The sequence below is a fragment of the Kitasatospora sp. NPDC023118 genome (assembly GCF_055560875.1).
Genome location: NZ_JBVHHW010000005.1, coordinates 41,095 through 58,136 on the forward strand (window position 1 = coordinate 41,095; position 17,042 = coordinate 58,136).

Genomic DNA, 17,042 nt, shown 5'->3' on the forward strand with positions numbered 1-17,042 from the left:
TCCGGGCTCAGAACGCGAGCGCACCCGGGTCGAGCGAGGGCACCAGCCCCTCCGCGGCGGCCCGGGTGAGCAGCGCGCGGACGGCCTCGTAGCCCTCCTCGCCGAGGTCGGCGGTGAACTCGTTCACGTACAGCCCGATGTGCTGGTCGGCGACCGCAGGGTCCATCTCCTGGGCGTGTGCCAGCACGTACGCGCGGCTGGCCGCCGGCTCCGCCCAGGCCTGCCGGACGGAGGCGCGGATCGTGTCGGCGAGGGCGCGCAGCCGCTCGGCGCCCAGTGAGCGCTTGGCGACGATCGCGCCGAGCGGGATCGGCAGGCCGGTCCGCTCCTCCCATGCCTCGCCCATGTCGGCAAGGCTGTGCAGGCCGTACTGCTGGTAGGTGAAGCGGGCCTCGTGGATCACCAGGCCGGCGTCCACCCGGCCGTCCCGGACGGCGGGCATGATCTCGTGGAACGGCAGCACCACGATCTCGCCGAAGCCGCCCGGTACCGCCTCGGCCGCCCAGAGCCGGAACAGCAGGTAGGCGGTGGAGCGCTCGGACGGCACCGCCACCGTCTTCCCGGCGAGCTCCGCGGGCGAGCCCACGCCCGGCAGGGTGAGCACCAGCGGGCCGCAGCCGCGCCCGAGCGCGCCGCCGCAGGGCAGCAGGGCGTACTCCTCCAGGACCCAGGGCAGCGCGCCGTAGCTGATCTTCAGCACGTCCAGCTCGCCGCGCTCGGCCAGGCCGTTGGTGATGTCGATGTCGGCGAAGGTCACCTCGGGGGCGTCCGCCCCGGGCACCAGGCCGTGCGCCCAGGCGTGGAAGACGAAGGTGTCGTTCGGGCAGGGCGAGTACGCGATGCTCAGCCGTTCAGCCACGGCCGGCCTCCTCGATCAGTTCGGCGACGGGCAGCGCGGCGAAGGTCCGCTCCAGGGCGGCCAAGGCCTCGCCGATCCGCCAGGCGGCCCGGTCGCGCGGGCCCACCGGGTTGGACACGGTCCGCAGTTCGAAGGCGGGCACGCCGTACCGGGCGGCGGCCTCGGCCACGCCGAAGCCCTCCATCGCCTCGGCGGCGGCGCCCGGATGGCGGGCGGCCAGCTCGTCGGCCCGCCCGGCGCTGCCGGTCACCGTGGAGACGGTCAGCACCGGGCCGGCCACGACGTCGATGCCCTGTGCGCCCAGCGCCCGGGCGGCCAGCGCCACGGCGGCCGGGGGAGGGGTGTGCCGGGTGGTGCCGAAGCCCAGCTCGGTGACGTCGGCGAAGCCCTCGGGGGTCTCGGCACCGAGGTCGGCGGCCACGATCGCGTCGGCCACCACGGTGGCGCCGACCGGGGCGTGCGGGGCGAAACCGCCGGCGATCCCGGCCGAGGAGACCAGCCCGTACGGACGGGCGGCCAGCGCGGCAGAGGCGCCCGCCGCAGCGGCGCCCGGGCCGACCCCGGCGGCCAGCACGTCCACCGGAGCGCCCTGCGCCCGGTGCAGCACACCGCCCGGCAGCGGCAGGGCGACGGCCCCGCCGGGCAGGCCGCGCAGGACGGCCTCGGCCTCGGCGGGCACCGCGACGACGACGAGCAGCCGGGCCCGCCCGGGGCCCGACCGCTCGGGGTGCGCGTCGGTGACGTGCGCGGTCATCGCAGGATCGTCAGCTGGTCTGGGTGTTCAGCTGGAAGTACCAGACGGCGATCGGGTTGTCCGAGTTCTTGTCGCCCTCGACCACGGTGACCACGGTCTTGCCGCTGGCGTTCAGCGCCTTGCCGGCCTGCTGGGAGCCGGAGAAGGTCGAGCCCTGGGCGTACGAGAACAGGCTGTAGCGGCCGCCCTGGCTGGTCGAGCCGCCGTTGGTGAAGGCCCACCAGCCGGACTTGGCCACGTTCGGGCTGACGCCGACGCCGATCCGGTCGCTCGCGGTCGCGTCCGTCTTCGGGAGGGTGCCCTCCTTCAGCGCCTGGGCGGCGTCGTCCTGGCACTTCTGCTGCATGTCCTCGGTGATCGGGCTGCCGCCGTTCCAGCACAGCGGGTCAGCGGTGATCGAGGAGTTGCCGACCGTCAGGGTGGCACGGTGGGAGTTGTGCTCGGTCTGGTCGGCGGCGATCGCGACGGAGGTGCCCACCGTGGCGGCGCCGACCACGACGACGGCGCCGAGGGCGGCGATGACACGGGAATTGAGGCTCATGCGACAGAATCTACCGGGCCGGGCCGATCACGCTACGCGGGGGTCGGCCACCGCGTGTTGCCCGCCGTCGGATTCAGGCCACCCGCGGCGCGGCCGGGTGCCGCCGCGGACCCAGCCGCAGCAGCGAGTGGACCGTCCACAGCAGCGCCAGACCGACCACCGCGGCCGCGATCGACAGGCCCAGCACCCCGTTCAGCGGCAGCACGATGCCGACCCCGCCGCCCCCCACCCAGGACAACTGCATCAGGGTCTCCGAACGGGCGAACGCCGAGGTCCGCACCGCCTCCGGGACGTCCCGCTGGATCAGCGCGTCCAGCGCCAGCTTGCCCAGCGAGGCCGCCATCCCGGACAGCCCCGCGACCAGAACCACTGTCACCACGCCGTACCAGAGTGCGGCCGCCGCCGTCACACAGGCCGCCAGCAGCAGCATCGCGGTGACCGTCGCCTCCGGGGCCCGGGTGCGCAGCCAGGAGCCCAGCACCGAGCCCAGCGCGTTGCCCGCCCCGGCCGCCAGCGCCACCAGGCCCAGGGCCAGGGTCGGCCGCAGGCCGCCGATCGGGTCGGTGCGCAGCAGGAAGGCCAGGAAGAACACCAGGAAGCCGACCAGCCAGCGCATCGCCGCCATCGCCCGCAGCGCCAGTACCACCGAGGGGCCGACGGTGCGCAGCGAGGCCTTCACCTTCGGCGGCTTGTGGTGGGTCAGGTGCAAGCCCTCGCCGTGCACCTCGGCGTGCAGGACGGCCCGCTGCTCGCCCTTTGCCGAGTCGACCTCGTGCGGCAGGTGGAAGGCCATCAGGGTGCCGATCACGAACACCAGGAAGGCGCCGCGCAGCGGCCAGCCGGGCCCGACCAGGTGCAGCAGCCCGCCCACCGCGGCCGCCACGCCGGTGGCCAGCAGCCCGGCCAGGGTGACCCGGGAGTTCGCCTTCACCAGGGACAGCCGGCTCGGCAGCAGCCGGGGCACCACGACGCTGCGCACCACCCCGTACGCCTTGGACGCCACCAGCACGCCCAGCGCCTCCGGGTAGAGCGCGATGCCGCCGCCGGAGATCACCCCGGCCATCGTCCAGGCCAGCGCGGCCCGGGCCAGCATCGACATCGCCATGGCCGCCCGGCGGCCGTGCGGGATCCGGTCCAGCAGCGGGCCGATCACCGGGGCCAGCAGGGCGAACGGGGCCATGGTGATCAGCAGGTAGAGGGCGACCCGGCCACGGGCCTGGCCGGTGGGGACGGAGAAGAAGATGGTGGAGGCCAGCGCGATGGTGATCAGCATGTCGCCGAAGGAGTTCAGCGCGTGCAGCTCGATCAGCTTGGCGAGGCCGGACTCGCCGGCGCCCTCGGCGGAGGTGGCCCGGCGGATCCGGCGGCCGGTGCCGTGCACCAGCTTGCCGGTGCGGATGCCGGCGGCGGAGGCGGTGCGGACCAGGAAGTGGCGGCGGGGCTCGGGGAACTCCCCGTCCAGGTCGTCGTCGAGGGCGTGGAGGTGACGGGTGCGGGCGTCGTCCGGAACGTCCTGCTGCTCCAGGCCGGCCTTCTCCAGGCTGACCCGGGCGGTGGGCGCCTCGGTACCGTCCCCCGACCGCGGTTCGCCCGCGGCGGGAACAGGAGGTCGGTGTCGCGGCGCGGCGTCCGCCTCGTCGGGACTGCCGGCCTGCGAGGGGCGCAGTGCGTGCTGCGACGGGTTGTCGTCCGCCACAAGCCCATCCTGCCCCAGATTCGCCGTGGCGACCCGGGATTCCGGTCCGCTCGGCGCGGTCGCGGAACGCTCGGCTCCGCCCCGGACTGTGCCGGGGTGCCGACCGGCGGGTAGCCTGCCCAAGGTCCGCCCGCCGGGGCGCCGGGCGCCGGCAGGCCGGTCGAGCGGCGCGGTCGGTACCCGCGGCGGCCCCGGGTCGCGCAGAATGGATAAGGGACTACCGAGCCGCGACGGAACAGGCAACACGCCGTGGGCGACAGAAGAACTGGGAGAGAATCGACGCCGTGAGTGCTGCGATGCGAAGCCGTACCCCCGACCGGCTCTGTGCCGAGGCCGTCGAACTCGCCCGGCAGGCTGCCGAGGAGGCCGTCGGACCCGAGGCCGTCGGCCCGCACCTGGGCGTCCAGGCGGACGCCGACCGCGTCGTCACCCACAGCTTCGACTGCCGGGACGCCGCCTACCGCGGCTGGCACTGGGCGGTCACCGTGGCGCGGGCGCCGCGGGCCAAGAACGTCACCCTCGACGAGGTCGTGCTGCTGCCCGGCCCCGACGCCGTGCTGGCCCCGGAGTGGGTGCCGTGGAGCGAGCGACTGCGCCCGGGCGACATGGGCCCCGGCGACCTGCTGCCCACCGGCGCCGACGACGCGCGGCTGGAGCCCGGCTGGAGCGGCGAGGACGAGCCCGCACCGAACTCCGTGGTCGCCGCCCTCGTGGCGGAGGAGGACGTGGTCGTCACCGACCCGCACGTCCAGCCCGCCCCGGCCCGCGCCCAGATCAACGCCGTCGCCGAGGAGCTCGGCATGGGCCGCAGCCGGGTGCTCTCCCGGCTCGGGCTGCACCTGGCCGCCGACCGCTGGGAGAAGGCCCACGGCCCGCAGACCCCGATGGCCCAGGCGGCGCCCGCCGCGTGCAGCAGCTGCGGCTTCCTGATCCCGATCGGCGGCTCGCTCGGGCAGGCCTTCGGCGTGTGCGGCAACGAGTTCGGCCCGGCCGACGGGCAGATCGTCTCCTTCGCGTACGGCTGCGGCGGGCACTCCGAGGCGGCCGTCATCCCGGCCCCGCCGGCGCCGTCCGAGCTGATCCTGGACGAGCTGGTGGTCGAGCCGCTGCAGCTCCACCCGGACCGCGCCTCCGGCTCGGTCGAGCCGGACGCCCCGGCGGAGGAGCTCGGGCACTCCTGAGCCGGCGCTGTCCTGAGCCCGGGCGCTCCTGAGCCCGCGTCGCTTGACGGCCCGTCCCACTGAACCGGTGGGGCGGGCCGCGACGTTCCCGGGAGCGGGGGTGCCCGACGTGGGACCCCACCGTTCCCGTCGCCCCGCGGGTATTCCCCCGTGCCGCGGGTGGCAGAGCCCCGCGCCTTCTCCCGCCACCTCGCCGGCCGCTGCGGGTCGGGGGGCGTTGACCTGCGGATCTTTCGGGTACGGGCGCCGCCGGGCCGGGCCGTGGTCGGGAGCAGTCGGTGGGGCAGGGAAGAATGCCCCTACGACGTACAGGGCGGCGGAAGGCGGCAGGTCCAGTGGAACCTCGGATCATCGGCAGCGGCACGGACGAGCACCTCGCGGACCCGTTCGGGAGTGCCGCGCTGCGGCGTCGGGTGCTGGACGCCTGGGCCGCCTCGCCGGCCCGGTTCCGGGAGGACGCCAACGCCGAGGAGGAGCTGGCGCTCGGCGGCTACCGCGACCGCCTGGTCGTCGAGTTGGCGCAGAACGCGGCCGACGCGGCGATGCGGGCCGGGCGCGGCCCCGGGCGGCTGCGGCTGACCCTGGCCGACGGCGTGCTGGCCGCCGCGAACACCGGCGCCCCGCTGGACGCGGCCGCCGTCGAGTCGCTGTCCACCCTGCGGGCCTCCTCCAAGCGCGGTGAGACGCCCGCCGTCGGCCGGTTCGGCGTCGGCTTCGCCGCCGTCCTCGCCGTCACCGACGAGCCCGCCGTGCTGGGCGCCGCGGGCGGGGTGCGCTGGTCGCTCGGCGAGGCCCGGGCGCTGGCCGAGGCACAGCCCGCGCTGACCGACGAGCTGCGCCGCCGGGAGGGCCACGTGCCACTGCTGCGGCTGCCGTTCGCCGCCGAGGGCCCGGCCCCTGAGGGCTACGACACCGTGGTGGTGCTGCCGCTGCGGGACGTCGCCGCCGAGGACCTGACCCGCCGGTTGCTGGCCGGCATCGACGACGCGCTGCTGCTCACCCTGCCCGGCCTGGCCGAGGTGGTGGTGGAGACCCCGGACGGCACCCGGACGCTCACCCGCAGCGCCGCCGAGCCGCGCCCGGACGGCGTCACCGAGGTCACCGTCACCGACGACGCGGGCGGGCTGTCGCGGCAGACGGTCTGGCAGACCGTCGGCGCCTCCGGCCGGCTGGACGCCGAGCTGCTCGCCGACCGGCCCACCGAGGAGCGCGCCCGCCCGTACTGGACGGTGACCTGGGCCGTCCCGGTCGCCGAGGACGGCGCCCCGCAGCGGCCCGCGATCGAGCCGGTGCTGCACGCGCCCACCCCCAGCGACGAGCCGATCGGCCTGCCCGCGCTGCTGATCGCCTCCTACCCGCTGGACTCCACCCGCCGACACCTCGCCCCCGGCCCGCTCGCCGACTTCCTCACCGAGCGCGCCGCCGACAGCTACGCCGAGCTGCTGCGCGCCCGCGGCGCCGACCTGGGCTCACTCGGCCTGGTGCCGGGCCCGCTCGGGCAGGGCGCGCTGGACAACGCGCTGCGCGCGGCCGTGCTGTCCCGGCTGCCCGGCACGCCGTTCCTGCCGCACCCCGGCGTCGTCGAGGAGGGCACGCCCGCGCTGCGGCCCCGGGACGCGACGCTGCTGGAGGGCGCGGACGGCTCAGTGGTCGAGGCGCTGGCGCCGATCTTCCCCGGGCTGCTGCCGGCCGGCCTGGAGCGCCGCACCGAGCTGCGGGTGCTGAACGTGCGCCGGGTGCCGCTGGCCGAGGTGGTCGACCAGCTCGGCGGCCTGGACCGCGACCCGGCCTGGTGGCGCAACCTGTACGCGGCGCTCGGCGCGGCCGACCCGGAGGCGCTCGGCGCGCTGCCCGTGCCGCTCGCGGACGGGCGGACCGTCACCGGGCCCCGGCGGGTGCTGCTGCCCTCCGAGGACGCCGACTGGGCGGCCTTCCCCGGCTACCCCGAGACGCTGGCCGGCGCGCTCGCCGCGCTGGACCTGCGGCTGGCCCACCCGGAGGCCGCCCACCCGCTGCTGGCCAAGCTCGGGGCCGGCACCGCCACGCCCGCCGGGGTGCTGGACACCCCCGAGGTGCGGGCCGCCGTCGCCCGCTCGTACGAGCTGGCCGAGGACGACCTGGACGCCGCGCTCGAACTGGCCGACGCCGTCCTGGCCCTGGTGAAGGCCGCCGCCCCGGCGCCCGACGAGCACCCGTGGCTGGCCCGGCTGGCGCTGCTGGACGACGAGGGCGAGCCCGCCCGCGCGGGCGAACTCGTGCTGCCCGGCAGCCCGTTCGCCGCCCTCGCGCGCGAGGAGGACGCCGGCTGGGTGGACGACGAGGTGCTGGAGCGCTGGGGCCCCGAGGTGCTCACGGCCGTCGGCGTGCTGGCCGACTTCGTGCTGGTGCGCGCCGAGGACGTGGTGCTCGACCCGGACGACCTGGAGCGCCTCGACCCGACCGCGCCGGCCGACCGGGCGGCCGGCGGCCGCCCCACCGGCCTGCTGGACGAGGCGCCGGACGGGCTCGCCGACTGGGCCGAGGACGTCCTGGAGACGCTGCACGCGGACGAGGTGGTCGGCGTGCCGCCGGTGGCCGCCGAGCTGCTGGCCGTGCGCGACCTCGACCTGGTGGACGACGACGCCTGGCCCGAGGCGCTGGCCGCGCTGGCCCGCCCGCCGTACCGGGACGCCGTGGTCAACCCGGTGCGCACCCTGCTGCCGGACGGCTCCTACGCCGACCTGCCGCCGTACACCGCCTGGTGGCTGCGCGACCACCCGGTGCTGGCCGGCCGCGAGCCCGCCGGGCTGCGCGCCGCCGGGGCCGACCCGCTGCTGCGCGGCCTGTACGACGAGGCGCGCACCACTCTGGACGAGCAGTTCCTGCACGCGCTCGGGGTGCGCACCACGCTCGCCGCGCTGCTTGCCGAGACCCACGGCCCGGACGAGGTGCTGGACCGGCTCACCGACCCGGACGCCGAGGTCGGGCACCGCCAACTGCACGGCATCCACAGCGCGTTGGCCCGGGTCGAGCGTGAGCGGATCGAACCGCTGGACGTGGTGCGGGCGCTGCCGCCGCTGGACCCGGACACCGGGCGCCGCCCGGCCCGCACGGTGGTGGTGGACGCCACCGAGGCGGTCGTCGCCGACGCCCCCGACCTGGTCCAACTCCTGCACCCGTACCCGCTGTTGCCGGTCGCCCCGGCGCTCGCCGCGGACCTCGCCGAGCGGCTGCACGTGTCGCTGGCCAGCGAGGTGGCCGGCGGCCGGGTGCTCTCCGAGGGTGTGCTGCACCGGGTGCCGGCCGTGGTGCGGGAGCTGCTGCCCGGCTGCCCGGTCGCCTACGAGGAGCACGAGGAGCTCCTGGTGGTCGGCCCGGACGGCAACGAGGCCGCGGTGGACTGGCGCTGGGACCTGGAGGCGGACGCGCCGGAGCCGCCGTACGACCCGGAGCTGGCCGAAGCCGCCGACGAGGACGACGAGTTCGAGATCCCGCCGGTGCCCGGACTGCTGCACGCGGCCACCCCGGAGGGTCTGGCGGCCGGGCTCGCCTGGTCGGTCGGGCAGTGGCACCGGCGCTTCGAGGTGCTGGCCGCGCTCAGCGAGCCGGACCGGGCGTACGAGCTGTCCGCGGCCCGCGACTTCGAGGGCTGAGTTTCAGCCGTTGCGCGGCTTGAGCCGCAGGTAGACGGTGGTGGTGGCGGTCAGCCAGACCGCGCCGAGCGTCACCATCGCCGCTGCCTTCAGTGCGGGCGTGGGCCTGACCGCCAGGCCGACGCCCGCCATCGCCAGCGCCGTCAGCCCGGCGGCCAGCAGCCCGCCCAGGAAGGCGATGAACGCCTCCAACTCCCCACCCCTGCGCGCCATTCGGCACCCCCTCTCGGGGAGATGCTAAGCGGAGGGGTCGGTCATTCCATGCCGCGGCGCTTCATCCAGCGCCAGGCGGACTCCAGCGCCACGCCGCAGATCAGCGCGATGCCGACGCCCGTCCACGGGTCGCGCCCGCCGACCAGGGAAAGCTGGAAGAAGTCGGACAGCGTCGGGATCAGCAGGACCAGGGCGAACGCGCCGCCCATGGTGGCGATCAGCAGCAGCCGCCACCAGTTGTACGGGCGGGCGACGATGGCGAGCACCCAGATGGCGATCAGGAAGAGCGTCAGGGTGGCCACGCTGGTGTCGGCCTTGAGGTCGGTCGCGTGGTCGGCGCGGGCCAGCGCGTAGGCGACGAAGGTGCCGGTGCCGGCGATGACGCCGCCGGGGATCGCCAGGCGCAGGACGCGCTTCACGAAGCCGGTGCGGGCCCGCTCGTTGTTGGGGGCCAGGGCCAGGAAGAACGCCGGCACGCCGATGGTGAGGGTGGACAGCACGGTGGAGTGCCGGGGCAGGAACGGGTACGGCGAGTGGGCGAAGATCACCAGCAGCGCCAGCAGCACCGAGTAGACCGTCTTCACCAGGAACAGCCCGGCCACCCGCTCGATGTTGCCGATCACCCGGCGGCCCTCGGCGACCACCGAGGGCATGGTCGCGAAGGAGTCGTTGAGCAGCACGATCTGGGCGACCGCCTTGGTGGCGTCCGAGCCGGTGCCCATCGCCACGCCGATGTCGGCGTCCTTGAGCGCGAGCACGTCGTTGACGCCGTCGCCGGTCATCGCCACGGTGTGGCCGCGGGACTGCAGCGCTCCGACCAGCCGACGCTTCTGCTGCGGGGTGACCCGGCCGAAGACGCTGGTCCGGTCGGCCGTCTCGGCGAGCTGCTCGGGGTCGTCCGGCAGGGTGCGGGCGTCCATTGGGCGGTCCGCGCCGGGCAGGCCGAGGTGGCCGGCCACCGCGCCGACCGAGACCGCCGCGTCCCCGGAGATCACCTTGGCCCGGACGTTCTGGCTCTCGAAGTAGCGCAGGGTGTCGGCGGCGTCCGCGCGCAGCCGCTGCTGGAGCACCACCAGGGCGAGCGGGGTGAGGCCGGCCGCCGGGTCGGGGGAGTCCAGCGGGACGGGCGTACGGCCGAGCAGCAGCACCCGCAGGCCCTGGGCGCCCAGTTCGTCCACCTCGGCGAGCGCCGGGTGCCCGGCGGGCAGCAGCACGTCGGGGGCGCCGAGTAGCCAGCTGGCCTCGCCGCCCTGCGGCTCCAGCAGCTGGACGCCGCTCCACTTGCGGGCGGAGGAGAACGGCATCGCCTCGATCACCCGCCAGCCGTTGCCACCCGGGCCCGCGCCGTCGCCGCGCCCGTACGCGTCGATCACGGCCTGTATGGACGGGTTGGGGCGGGCGTCGGCGCCGGCCATCACGGCGAGCGCGTGCTCGATGGTGTCCGGCTCGACCGGGGCGGGGTCGCCGTCGGAGATTACCCGCAGGTCGATCACGTCCATGCCGCCCTCGGTGAGGGTGCCGGTCTTGTCCAGGCAGACGGTGTCCACCCGGGCCAGGCCCTCGATCGCCGGGAGCTCCTGGACCAGGCACTGCTTGCGGCCGAGCCGGATCACGCCGATCGCGAAGGCCACCGAGGTCAGCAGCACCAGGCCCTCGGGGACCATCGGCACGATGCCGGCCACCATCCGCCGGACGGCCTCGCGCCAGTCCCGGTCCTCGACGGCCAGCTGGCTGATGATCAGGCCGAGCGCGGTGGGGATCAGCAGGTAGGTGATGAACCGCAGGATGCTGTTGATGCCGCTGCGCAGCTCCGACCTCACCAGGGTGAACTTGCTGGCCTCCTCGGCCAGCTGGGCCGCGTAGGCCTCGCGGCCGACCTTGGTGGCGGTGAAGGCGCCCGCGCCGGCCACCACGAAGCTGCCGGACATCACGGGATCGCCGGGCTGCTTGAGGACCGGGTCGGGTTCGCCGGTGAGCAGCGACTCGTCGATCTCCAGGCCGTCCGCCTCGGTGACGTCGCCGTCCACGATCACCTTGTCGCCGATGCCGAGCAGCACGGTGTCGTCGAGGACGATCTCGGAGACGGTGATCTGCTGGACGGTGCCGTCCCGGCGGACCTGGGGGCGGGCCTCGCCGATCAGCGCCAGGCTGTCCAGGGTCTTCTTGGCGCGCAGTTCCTGGAGGATGCCGATCGCCGTGTTGGCCACGATGACCAGGCCGAACAGGCCGTCCTGGATCGGTCCGACGATCAGGATGATCCCGAACATGATGCCGATGATCGCGTTGAACCGGGTGAAGACGTTGGCCCGGACGATCTCCTTGGCGGACCGGCTGGACCGCACCGGGACGTCGTTGACCTGGCCGTTCGCGACGCGTTCGGCCACCTCGGCGGTGGTCAGTCCGCCGCGCCGCCCGGGCAGCAGCCCGAGGGGGTGCGCGCCGTCGCGGCGGTCTCCGTCGGCCGGCTGCTCTTCCGGGGGTTGGGCAGGCTGCGTCATGGCACCGACTCTACGGGCGCCTTATGTCCGATGCGTGTTACTAAGGGACTATTAGTCCGTCTGGGCGGCCGGGCCCATGTCGTCGCCGGTGCCGCCGCCGGTGCCGCTGCCGGTGCCGTCGCCGTCGGCCTCGCGCAGGGCGGCCTCGGCGGCGCGGCTGCGGGCGATCGCGTCCCGCCGGGCGCGGCAGTACCAGAGGCCGATCAGGCCGAGCAGGCCGCCGGAGAGGCAGATCCAGGGCCAGCTGCCGTGCTTGTGGTCGGAGAGGGTGCCCTGGAAGGGGAGCAGGGCGAGGAAGGCGACGAACCACAGCACCGTGCCGCCGCCGACGATGGCGACGTCGTTGGCCTCCAGCGGAGGGGGTGAGGGGTGCGGCGGCGTCTTGGGCATGGGGCCTAGCGTACGGTGCGGTGCGGGCCCGGCGGGGCCCCTGGGGGCGCTCCGGGACTCCCTGCGGGCTCTACGCGCGAAGATAGCGCGTGTGCGATCCGGAAACCATACTTGAAGGTCCACGCCCGGCCACCGTCGCCACGGGCGGTCCCCCCTCCTCAGCTCCCCCACAGAGGACGCCCAGCCATGCCAGTGGTCCAGCCGACCACCGAGTCGCCCGAGCCCGCCGACGTCGCACCCCAGCCCCCCACGGGTGCACTGGACCGCTACTTCCGGATCAGCGAGCGCGGCTCCACCCTGCCGCGCGAGATCCGCGGCGGTGTCGCCACCTTCTTCACCATGGCGTACATCCTGGTGCTGAACCCGATCATCCTGGCCAGCGCCACGGACATGACCGGGGCCCACCTGGACAGCGCCCAGCTGGTCACCGCCACCGCCCTCACCGCGGGTCTCACCACCCTGCTGATGGGCGTGATCGGCAACGTGCCGATCGGCCTGGCGGCCGGCCTCGGCGTCAACACCATCGTGGCGCTGCAGCTCGCGCCCAAGATGACCTGGCCGGACGCCATGGGCATGGTGGTGCTGGCCGGCTTCGCGATCATGCTGCTGGTCGCCACCGGTCTGCGCGAGCGGGTCATGAACGCCGTCCCGCTCGGCCTGCGCAAGGCCATCGCGATCGGCATCGGCCTGTTCATCAGCCTGGTCGGCCTGGTCGACTCCGGCTTCGTCACCCGCATCCCGGACGTCGCCCACACCACCGTCCCGCTGCAGCTCGGCGGCAACGGCCACCTGCTCGGCTGGCCGGTGCTGGTCTTCGTCTTCGGCCTGGTGCTCACCCTGATCCTGGTGATCCGCAAGGTGCCCGGCGCGATCCTGATCAGCATCGCGAGCTCCACCGTGCTCGCCGTGGTGATCGACAAGGTGGTCGACGTCCCGGCGCTCAAGTGGGGCCTCACCGTCCCGACCTGGCCGGGCAACCCGGTGGCCGCCCCGGACTTCGGCCTGGTCGGCAAGGTCAGCCTGTTCGGCGGCTTCTCCAAGGTCGGCGTGCTGACCGGCGTGCTGTTCGTCTTCACCGTGCTGATGTCCTGCTTCTTCGACGCGATGGGCACCATCCTCGGCGTCGCCGACGAGGCCCACCTGCTGGACCGGAACGGCGACCTGCCGGGCATCAACAAGGTCCTGATGGTCGACGGCATCGCCACCGCGGCCGGGGGCGCCACCTCCGCCTCCGCCAACACCTGCTTCGTCGAGTCCACCGCCGGCGTCGGCGAGGGCGCCCGGACCGGCTTCGCCTCGATCGTCACCGGCCTGCTCTTCATGGTGGCGCTCTTCCTCACCCCGCTGGCCACCATGGTCCCGGCCCAGGCCGCCACCCCGGCGCTGGTCACGGTCGGCTTCCTGATCCTGGCGAACTCCGTCAAGGAGATCGACTGGGCCGACTACACCATCGCGATCCCGGCCTTCCTGACCATCGTGATGATGCCGTTCACCTACTCGATCACCAACGGCTTGGGTATCGGGTTCATCACCTTCTGCGTCCTCCGCGTTGCCGCTGGTCGGGGACGTGAAGTGCCGGTTGCGATGTACGCGGTGGCTGGTGTCTTCACCTTCTACTACCTGATGCCCGCGCTCGGTCTGCTCTGACCGGATCCGCGCCGCAGTCGTTGGCGGGGATTCCCGCCGCAACAATCGAGCCCTCTCCCATGGCGGGAGAGGGCTCGGTTGGTTCTGGGTTTGCTCAGGCTGAGAGCAGTTCCCAGGCGCGGTCGTTGAAGTCGGCCACGAGGGCATGGCGGCCGAACGGCACCATCTGGCGCTGGAGGTTCTGAACCGCCTCGACGGCGCGGGACGACTGCTACCGGGGCCACTGTGGTCAGCCGCCGCCAGGTCACGCTGTTCTTGTGCTCGGACGGCCGGAGCGTCTTCTTGTCCTCTTCCCAGCCGTACGGGCGGTTCGCGCCGCCGGAGTGCCGTCCCTTCAGGGCGGCTTTGCGCTCGCCGTTGGAGATCCGGCGAGAGGTGTTCCGGGACTCAAGGTTGCGCTGGTTCACCTCGTTGCGGGCCATGGCGATGCCCGCGTCTGTGGTGAGGTCGAGGAAGCCGGTCACCGAGACGACGAAGACGCCGTGGCGCTCGACCAAGTCGATCAAGTCTTCGAGGTCTCGGGGGTCGCGCATGCCCCGGTCGATGTTGGACAGGGCCAGCGCGTTCGCCTCGCTCCGCCGAAGCTCGGCGATGATCGAGTCCCACTTGGGGCGGATGACCCGGTAGACGAAGGTGCCGTCGGGCAGACGGATGCGCTTCCCCTTGAAGGCCGAAGTGTCGTTCTCCAACTCCTCGCGCTTCACCCGGCCGCCGATGCCGGCCACCTCTGCACGAAGGTCCTCCATCTGGTTGGCGACCTGTTCGCCGGCGCCTCGGAGTCTTCCGACTCGCGGGCGGACACGATCCAAACCAGCTTGGTCAGGATCGATGTCCAGCTCTGTGCGCCCCCCGAAGCGGCGCGGTGAGAATGCGGCCATGCCTAGGTACTACCCAAGAAGGTGGTGGCTTTCTGCATCCTGCGCGTGGCCGCCGGCCGCGGCCGCGGCGTGCCGGCCCCGCTGTACGCGGTGGCGGCGGTGTTCGCCTTCTACTACCTGATGCCGGCCTTCGGCCTGCTCTGGTGCCGCACGACCCCACGGCCGTCGGCGTTCGGGCGGGCACCGGCAAGCGCCAGGGCGGCCGGCATCCGCCACCCGGGAGCGCGGCCGTAGCGTAGGGCGCTCGGGACAGTCGACAATACGGTGGTCATTGCCGGGCGCGCGAAGGGACGAGGCACGGATGAGCGAGCGGGAGGTGGCAGTGGCGGAAGAGGAGAACAGGCACGACCCTGAAGCGGAGCGGCTCGGGCAGCGGCTCGAGTATCTGTTCACGTACGTGCAGCCGTTCGGCCGACGCTACACCCTGAACGAGGTGGTGGACGGCATTCGGGCGGCGGCCAAACCAGGGGACCCGACGCTCTCGACCGGGCGCCTGTGGGCGCTGGTCAAAGGCAGGGCGGGCAACCCCACGGTCGGCACACTACGAGCACTGGGCGACTTCTTCGGCGTCCCACAGGCGTACTTCATTGATGACGAGGTGGCCGACCGGGTGGCCGCGCAGCTCGCGCTGATCGCCGCGATGCGGGCCAATGACGTCCGGTCGGTGGCACTGCGGGCAGCAGCCGTGGCGACCATGTCGACGCACGGTGTGGACACCGTTCGGTCGTTGATCGAGCGCAGCGGGCTGATCGAGAAGGAGCCACCCAGGCCGGCTTCGCAGGCGGAAGCGCCGGACTCCCCGTACGAACTACCGTCCGTCTAGACTCCGCTGGGGCACGCGTGGCTGGCGGTTCACGCGGCGGGGGTTCGAATACGGGGGCGTGTGTGGAGCAAAGGGAGTGGCGGAGGTTCAGTGCGCGCTGTCACGAGCTGATCGGACAGTTGGACGTTCCGAGACCTTTCACGATCAAGAGCCTGGCCGAAGCAGTGGCCCGGCACCGTGGGCGGTCCCTGCGGCTGATTCCGCTGTCAGGGCGGGACATCGACCGTTCGGGGGTCTGCGGGGTGTGGATCGCGCTCGCCGATGTGGACCACGTCTACTACGCGAGCGGGACCAGCCCGGCGCACCAGACTCACATCATCCTCCATGAGCTCGCGCACATCCTGCTCGACCATCACCAGAACGGCGAGCCCGACGACGAATGGCTGCGGCGGCTCTTCCCGGACCTGGACCCGGCGATGGCCGCCCGGCTGCTGACACGGGGGCGCACTCGGGCGACGACCAGTCAGGAGCAGGAGACCGAGCTGCTCGCCTCGCTGATGTGGCAGTACTTCGCGACCACGCCGGCCGCTCTGCCACGGGCATCGCGCGAGAGCGCGGACACACTCAGCCTGGTGATGGCGACTTTCTCAGACGCCTATGAGTGGGAGCACACCGATGCGGCCGATTGATCTGGCGCTCCTGCCGGTGGTCTGGATCCCCACGTTGTGGAGTCTGCGAAAGCTGCGGGATGCGCCACGGCGCACCCGGCTCCTGTGGGGTGTGTGGGCCAGCTGGACGGTGTCGATGACGGTCGGTGTCCCGGGGGTCCGCCGGGCGATCGATGCCGTGACCGGGGTCGCCAGCGGCACCAATCTGTTGGTGCACCTTTCCGGGCTGGCCGCCATCGCGCTCATGCTGGAGTTCGTCAGAGCGATGACGGGTTCGCAGGACCGGACTTCGAGACTCAATCTCGCGGTGCTCGTGACCGCCGCAATCGCTCTCACCATTGCCTTCGCCGCGATGCCGCGGCCGGACGGCGACGTCGACCTTCTGACGTACAGCAACCGATCATGGGCCGGCTATCTGTACTGGATGGTGCTCACCGCCGACACGGCGATCGGTCTCACCGCCTCGGCCGTCCTGTGCTGGGTCCACGGTCGGCACGCAGCACCCGGACCGGTGCGCACCTCGCTATGGCTCATGAGGGCCTCATCCGTGACCGGCGTGGTGTACTTGGCGCACCGCGCCTATTTTCTGACGACGCGACAGGTAGGCTGGAAGGTCGGCGAGCCGGCAGCCGTGGCGGGTACGACGCAGGTCCTGCTGGCGTTCACCATGCTGCTGTTCGCTGTGGCGGTGATCTGGCCCTCACTGGCGGAGCGCCGGGAGAAGACCGCTGCCGCGCGGCAGGTCCGGCGGCTCGGGCCCCTCTGGCAGCTGCTCCAGAGGGCGACACCGGAGGTGGTGCTGCCGCTTCCCGACGAAGTGCGGCGGAACAATCCCCGGTTGCGACTCTATCGACAGGTGATCGAGATCAGGGACAGCATGCTCGCCCTGGAGCGTCATCTCGGCCCTGCCCATGCAACTGCCGCCGAGGAGCAGCTGCGCGTCGTGGGGCTGTCCGGCGAGCGGCTGGCCGTGGCCGTGGAGGCGGCGCTGCTGACGTACGCCGTCGAGGCCGAACTCTCGGGAAGCGAAGCTGAGTTCAGCGAGTCGTGTCGACTGGGGGCGGATGGCGTGGATCTGGATGCGGAAATCGCGTGGTTCGCCGAAGTCGCTGCGAAGGTCGGCACCCCGGAGGTGGATGCCGCAGCCGAGCATCTGAAGTCCTCGCCCGGCGCTCATGCGGCGGAGGCGTCGGGCGAGGACCGCGTCGGTTGACCGTACGGCCCGGTTACCTGGGCTGTCCCCAGTCGAGGATGGTGAGGGTGCCGTCGTCGTTGCGGAGGTGGAACTGGCCGGTGGAGGGGCGCCAGATTCCGACGTTTCC

At 73.4% G+C, this 17,042-nt stretch carries 14 protein-coding genes and 2 pseudogenes; 7 read left to right on the top strand and 9 right to left on the bottom strand.

Going from position 1 to position 17,042, the window contains the following annotated elements:
• Window positions 1-7 precede the first annotated feature (7 nt).
• The 4 genes from ACZ3UD_RS08270 to ACZ3UD_RS08285 form a co-directional block, all read right to left on the bottom strand.
• Complete coding sequence (locus tag ACZ3UD_RS08270) at window positions 8-859, bottom strand: 1,4-dihydroxy-6-naphthoate synthase (RefSeq protein ID WP_465583797.1); 852 nt, start codon at window positions 857-859, stop codon at window positions 8-10.
• A complete protein-coding gene (locus tag ACZ3UD_RS08275; protein WP_465583799.1) occupies window positions 852-1,613 on the bottom strand; it encodes a futalosine hydrolase in 762 nt (253 codons plus the stop codon). The genes ACZ3UD_RS08270 and ACZ3UD_RS08275 overlap by 8 nt, the downstream gene beginning before the upstream one ends.
• Window positions 1,614-1,623: 10 nt before the next feature.
• Window positions 1,624-2,154 carry a hypothetical protein gene (locus ACZ3UD_RS08280; RefSeq protein ID WP_465583801.1) on the bottom strand — a complete coding sequence of 177 codons (531 nt, stop codon included), beginning with the start codon at window positions 2,152-2,154 and terminating at the stop codon, window positions 1,624-1,626.
• A 73-nt stretch (window positions 2,155-2,227) separates the two neighbouring features.
• The gene (locus tag ACZ3UD_RS08285; protein ID WP_465584328.1) at window positions 2,228-3,580 is read right to left on the bottom strand and encodes an MFS transporter; all 1,353 of its coding nucleotides are present in this window, start codon (window positions 3,578-3,580) and stop codon (window positions 2,228-2,230) included.
• Between the two features lie 566 nt (window positions 3,581-4,146).
• Here ACZ3UD_RS08285 and ACZ3UD_RS08290 point away from each other — a divergent pair.
• Window positions 4,147-5,031 carry a DUF3027 domain-containing protein gene (locus tag ACZ3UD_RS08290; RefSeq protein ID WP_465584330.1) on the top strand — a complete coding sequence of 295 codons (885 nt, stop codon included), beginning with the start codon at window positions 4,147-4,149 and terminating at the stop codon, window positions 5,029-5,031.
• Between the two features lie 335 nt (window positions 5,032-5,366).
• Window positions 5,367-8,663 carry a sacsin N-terminal ATP-binding-like domain-containing protein gene (locus ACZ3UD_RS08295; RefSeq protein WP_465583804.1) on the top strand — a complete coding sequence of 1,099 codons (3,297 nt, stop codon included), beginning with the start codon at window positions 5,367-5,369 and terminating at the stop codon, window positions 8,661-8,663.
• Window positions 8,664-8,666: 3 nt separating this feature from the next.
• Here the strand turns inward: ACZ3UD_RS08295 and ACZ3UD_RS08300 are convergent, their stop codons facing one another.
• From ACZ3UD_RS08300 to ACZ3UD_RS08310, 3 genes are read right to left on the bottom strand one after another with little or no spacing between them, the layout of a single operon-like run.
• A complete protein-coding gene (locus ACZ3UD_RS08300; RefSeq protein WP_465583807.1) occupies window positions 8,667-8,876 on the bottom strand; it encodes a hypothetical protein in 210 nt (69 codons plus the stop codon).
• A 41-nt stretch (window positions 8,877-8,917) separates the two neighbouring features.
• The gene (locus ACZ3UD_RS08305) at window positions 8,918-11,374 is read right to left on the bottom strand and encodes an HAD-IC family P-type ATPase (RefSeq protein ID WP_465583810.1); all 2,457 of its coding nucleotides are present in this window, start codon (window positions 11,372-11,374) and stop codon (window positions 8,918-8,920) included.
• A 51-nt stretch (window positions 11,375-11,425) separates the two neighbouring features.
• Window positions 11,426-11,764 (bottom strand): DUF2530 domain-containing protein, encoded by a 339-nt coding sequence (locus ACZ3UD_RS08310; protein ID WP_465583813.1) that lies wholly within the window; start codon window positions 11,762-11,764, stop codon window positions 11,426-11,428.
• 186 nt (window positions 11,765-11,950) lie between these two features.
• On the opposite strand from ACZ3UD_RS08310, the gene ACZ3UD_RS08315 reads away from it, so the two are divergent.
• Complete coding sequence (locus ACZ3UD_RS08315) at window positions 11,951-13,411, top strand: NCS2 family permease (protein ID WP_465583816.1); 1,461 nt, start codon at window positions 11,951-11,953, stop codon at window positions 13,409-13,411.
• Window positions 13,412-13,505: 94 nt separating this feature from the next.
• On the opposite strand, the pseudogene ACZ3UD_RS08320 reads toward ACZ3UD_RS08315, so the two are convergent.
• Window positions 13,506-13,622: pseudogene (locus ACZ3UD_RS08320) on the bottom strand (transcriptional regulator); the annotation flags it as partial.
• A 127-nt stretch (window positions 13,623-13,749) separates the two neighbouring features.
• A pseudogene (locus ACZ3UD_RS08325) lies at window positions 13,750-14,289 on the bottom strand (recombinase family protein); the annotation flags it as partial.
• Window positions 14,290-14,313: 24 nt separating this feature from the next.
• On the opposite strand from ACZ3UD_RS08325, the gene ACZ3UD_RS08330 reads away from it, so the two are divergent.
• The 4 genes from ACZ3UD_RS08330 to ACZ3UD_RS08345 all read left to right on the top strand — a co-directional run bounded on the left by ACZ3UD_RS08330 (window position 14,314) and on the right by ACZ3UD_RS08345 (window position 16,933).
• Window positions 14,314-14,523, top strand: coding sequence for a hypothetical protein (locus ACZ3UD_RS08330; RefSeq protein WP_465584367.1), 210 nt, complete (start codon window positions 14,314-14,316; stop codon window positions 14,521-14,523).
• 67 nt (window positions 14,524-14,590) lie between these two features.
• Window positions 14,591-15,112, top strand: a complete 522-nt coding sequence (locus ACZ3UD_RS08335) for a hypothetical protein (RefSeq protein WP_465583819.1) — start codon at window positions 14,591-14,593, stop codon at window positions 15,110-15,112.
• A 119-nt stretch (window positions 15,113-15,231) separates the two neighbouring features.
• A complete protein-coding gene (locus tag ACZ3UD_RS08340) occupies window positions 15,232-15,741 on the top strand; it encodes a hypothetical protein (protein WP_465583822.1) in 510 nt (169 codons plus the stop codon).
• On the top strand, window positions 15,728-16,933 hold the full coding sequence (locus ACZ3UD_RS08345) for an MAB_1171c family putative transporter (RefSeq protein ID WP_465583825.1): 1,206 nt from the start codon (window positions 15,728-15,730) through the stop codon (window positions 16,931-16,933). Before ACZ3UD_RS08340 ends, ACZ3UD_RS08345 begins: the two co-directional genes overlap by 14 nt.
• Window positions 16,934-17,042 lie beyond the last annotated feature (109 nt).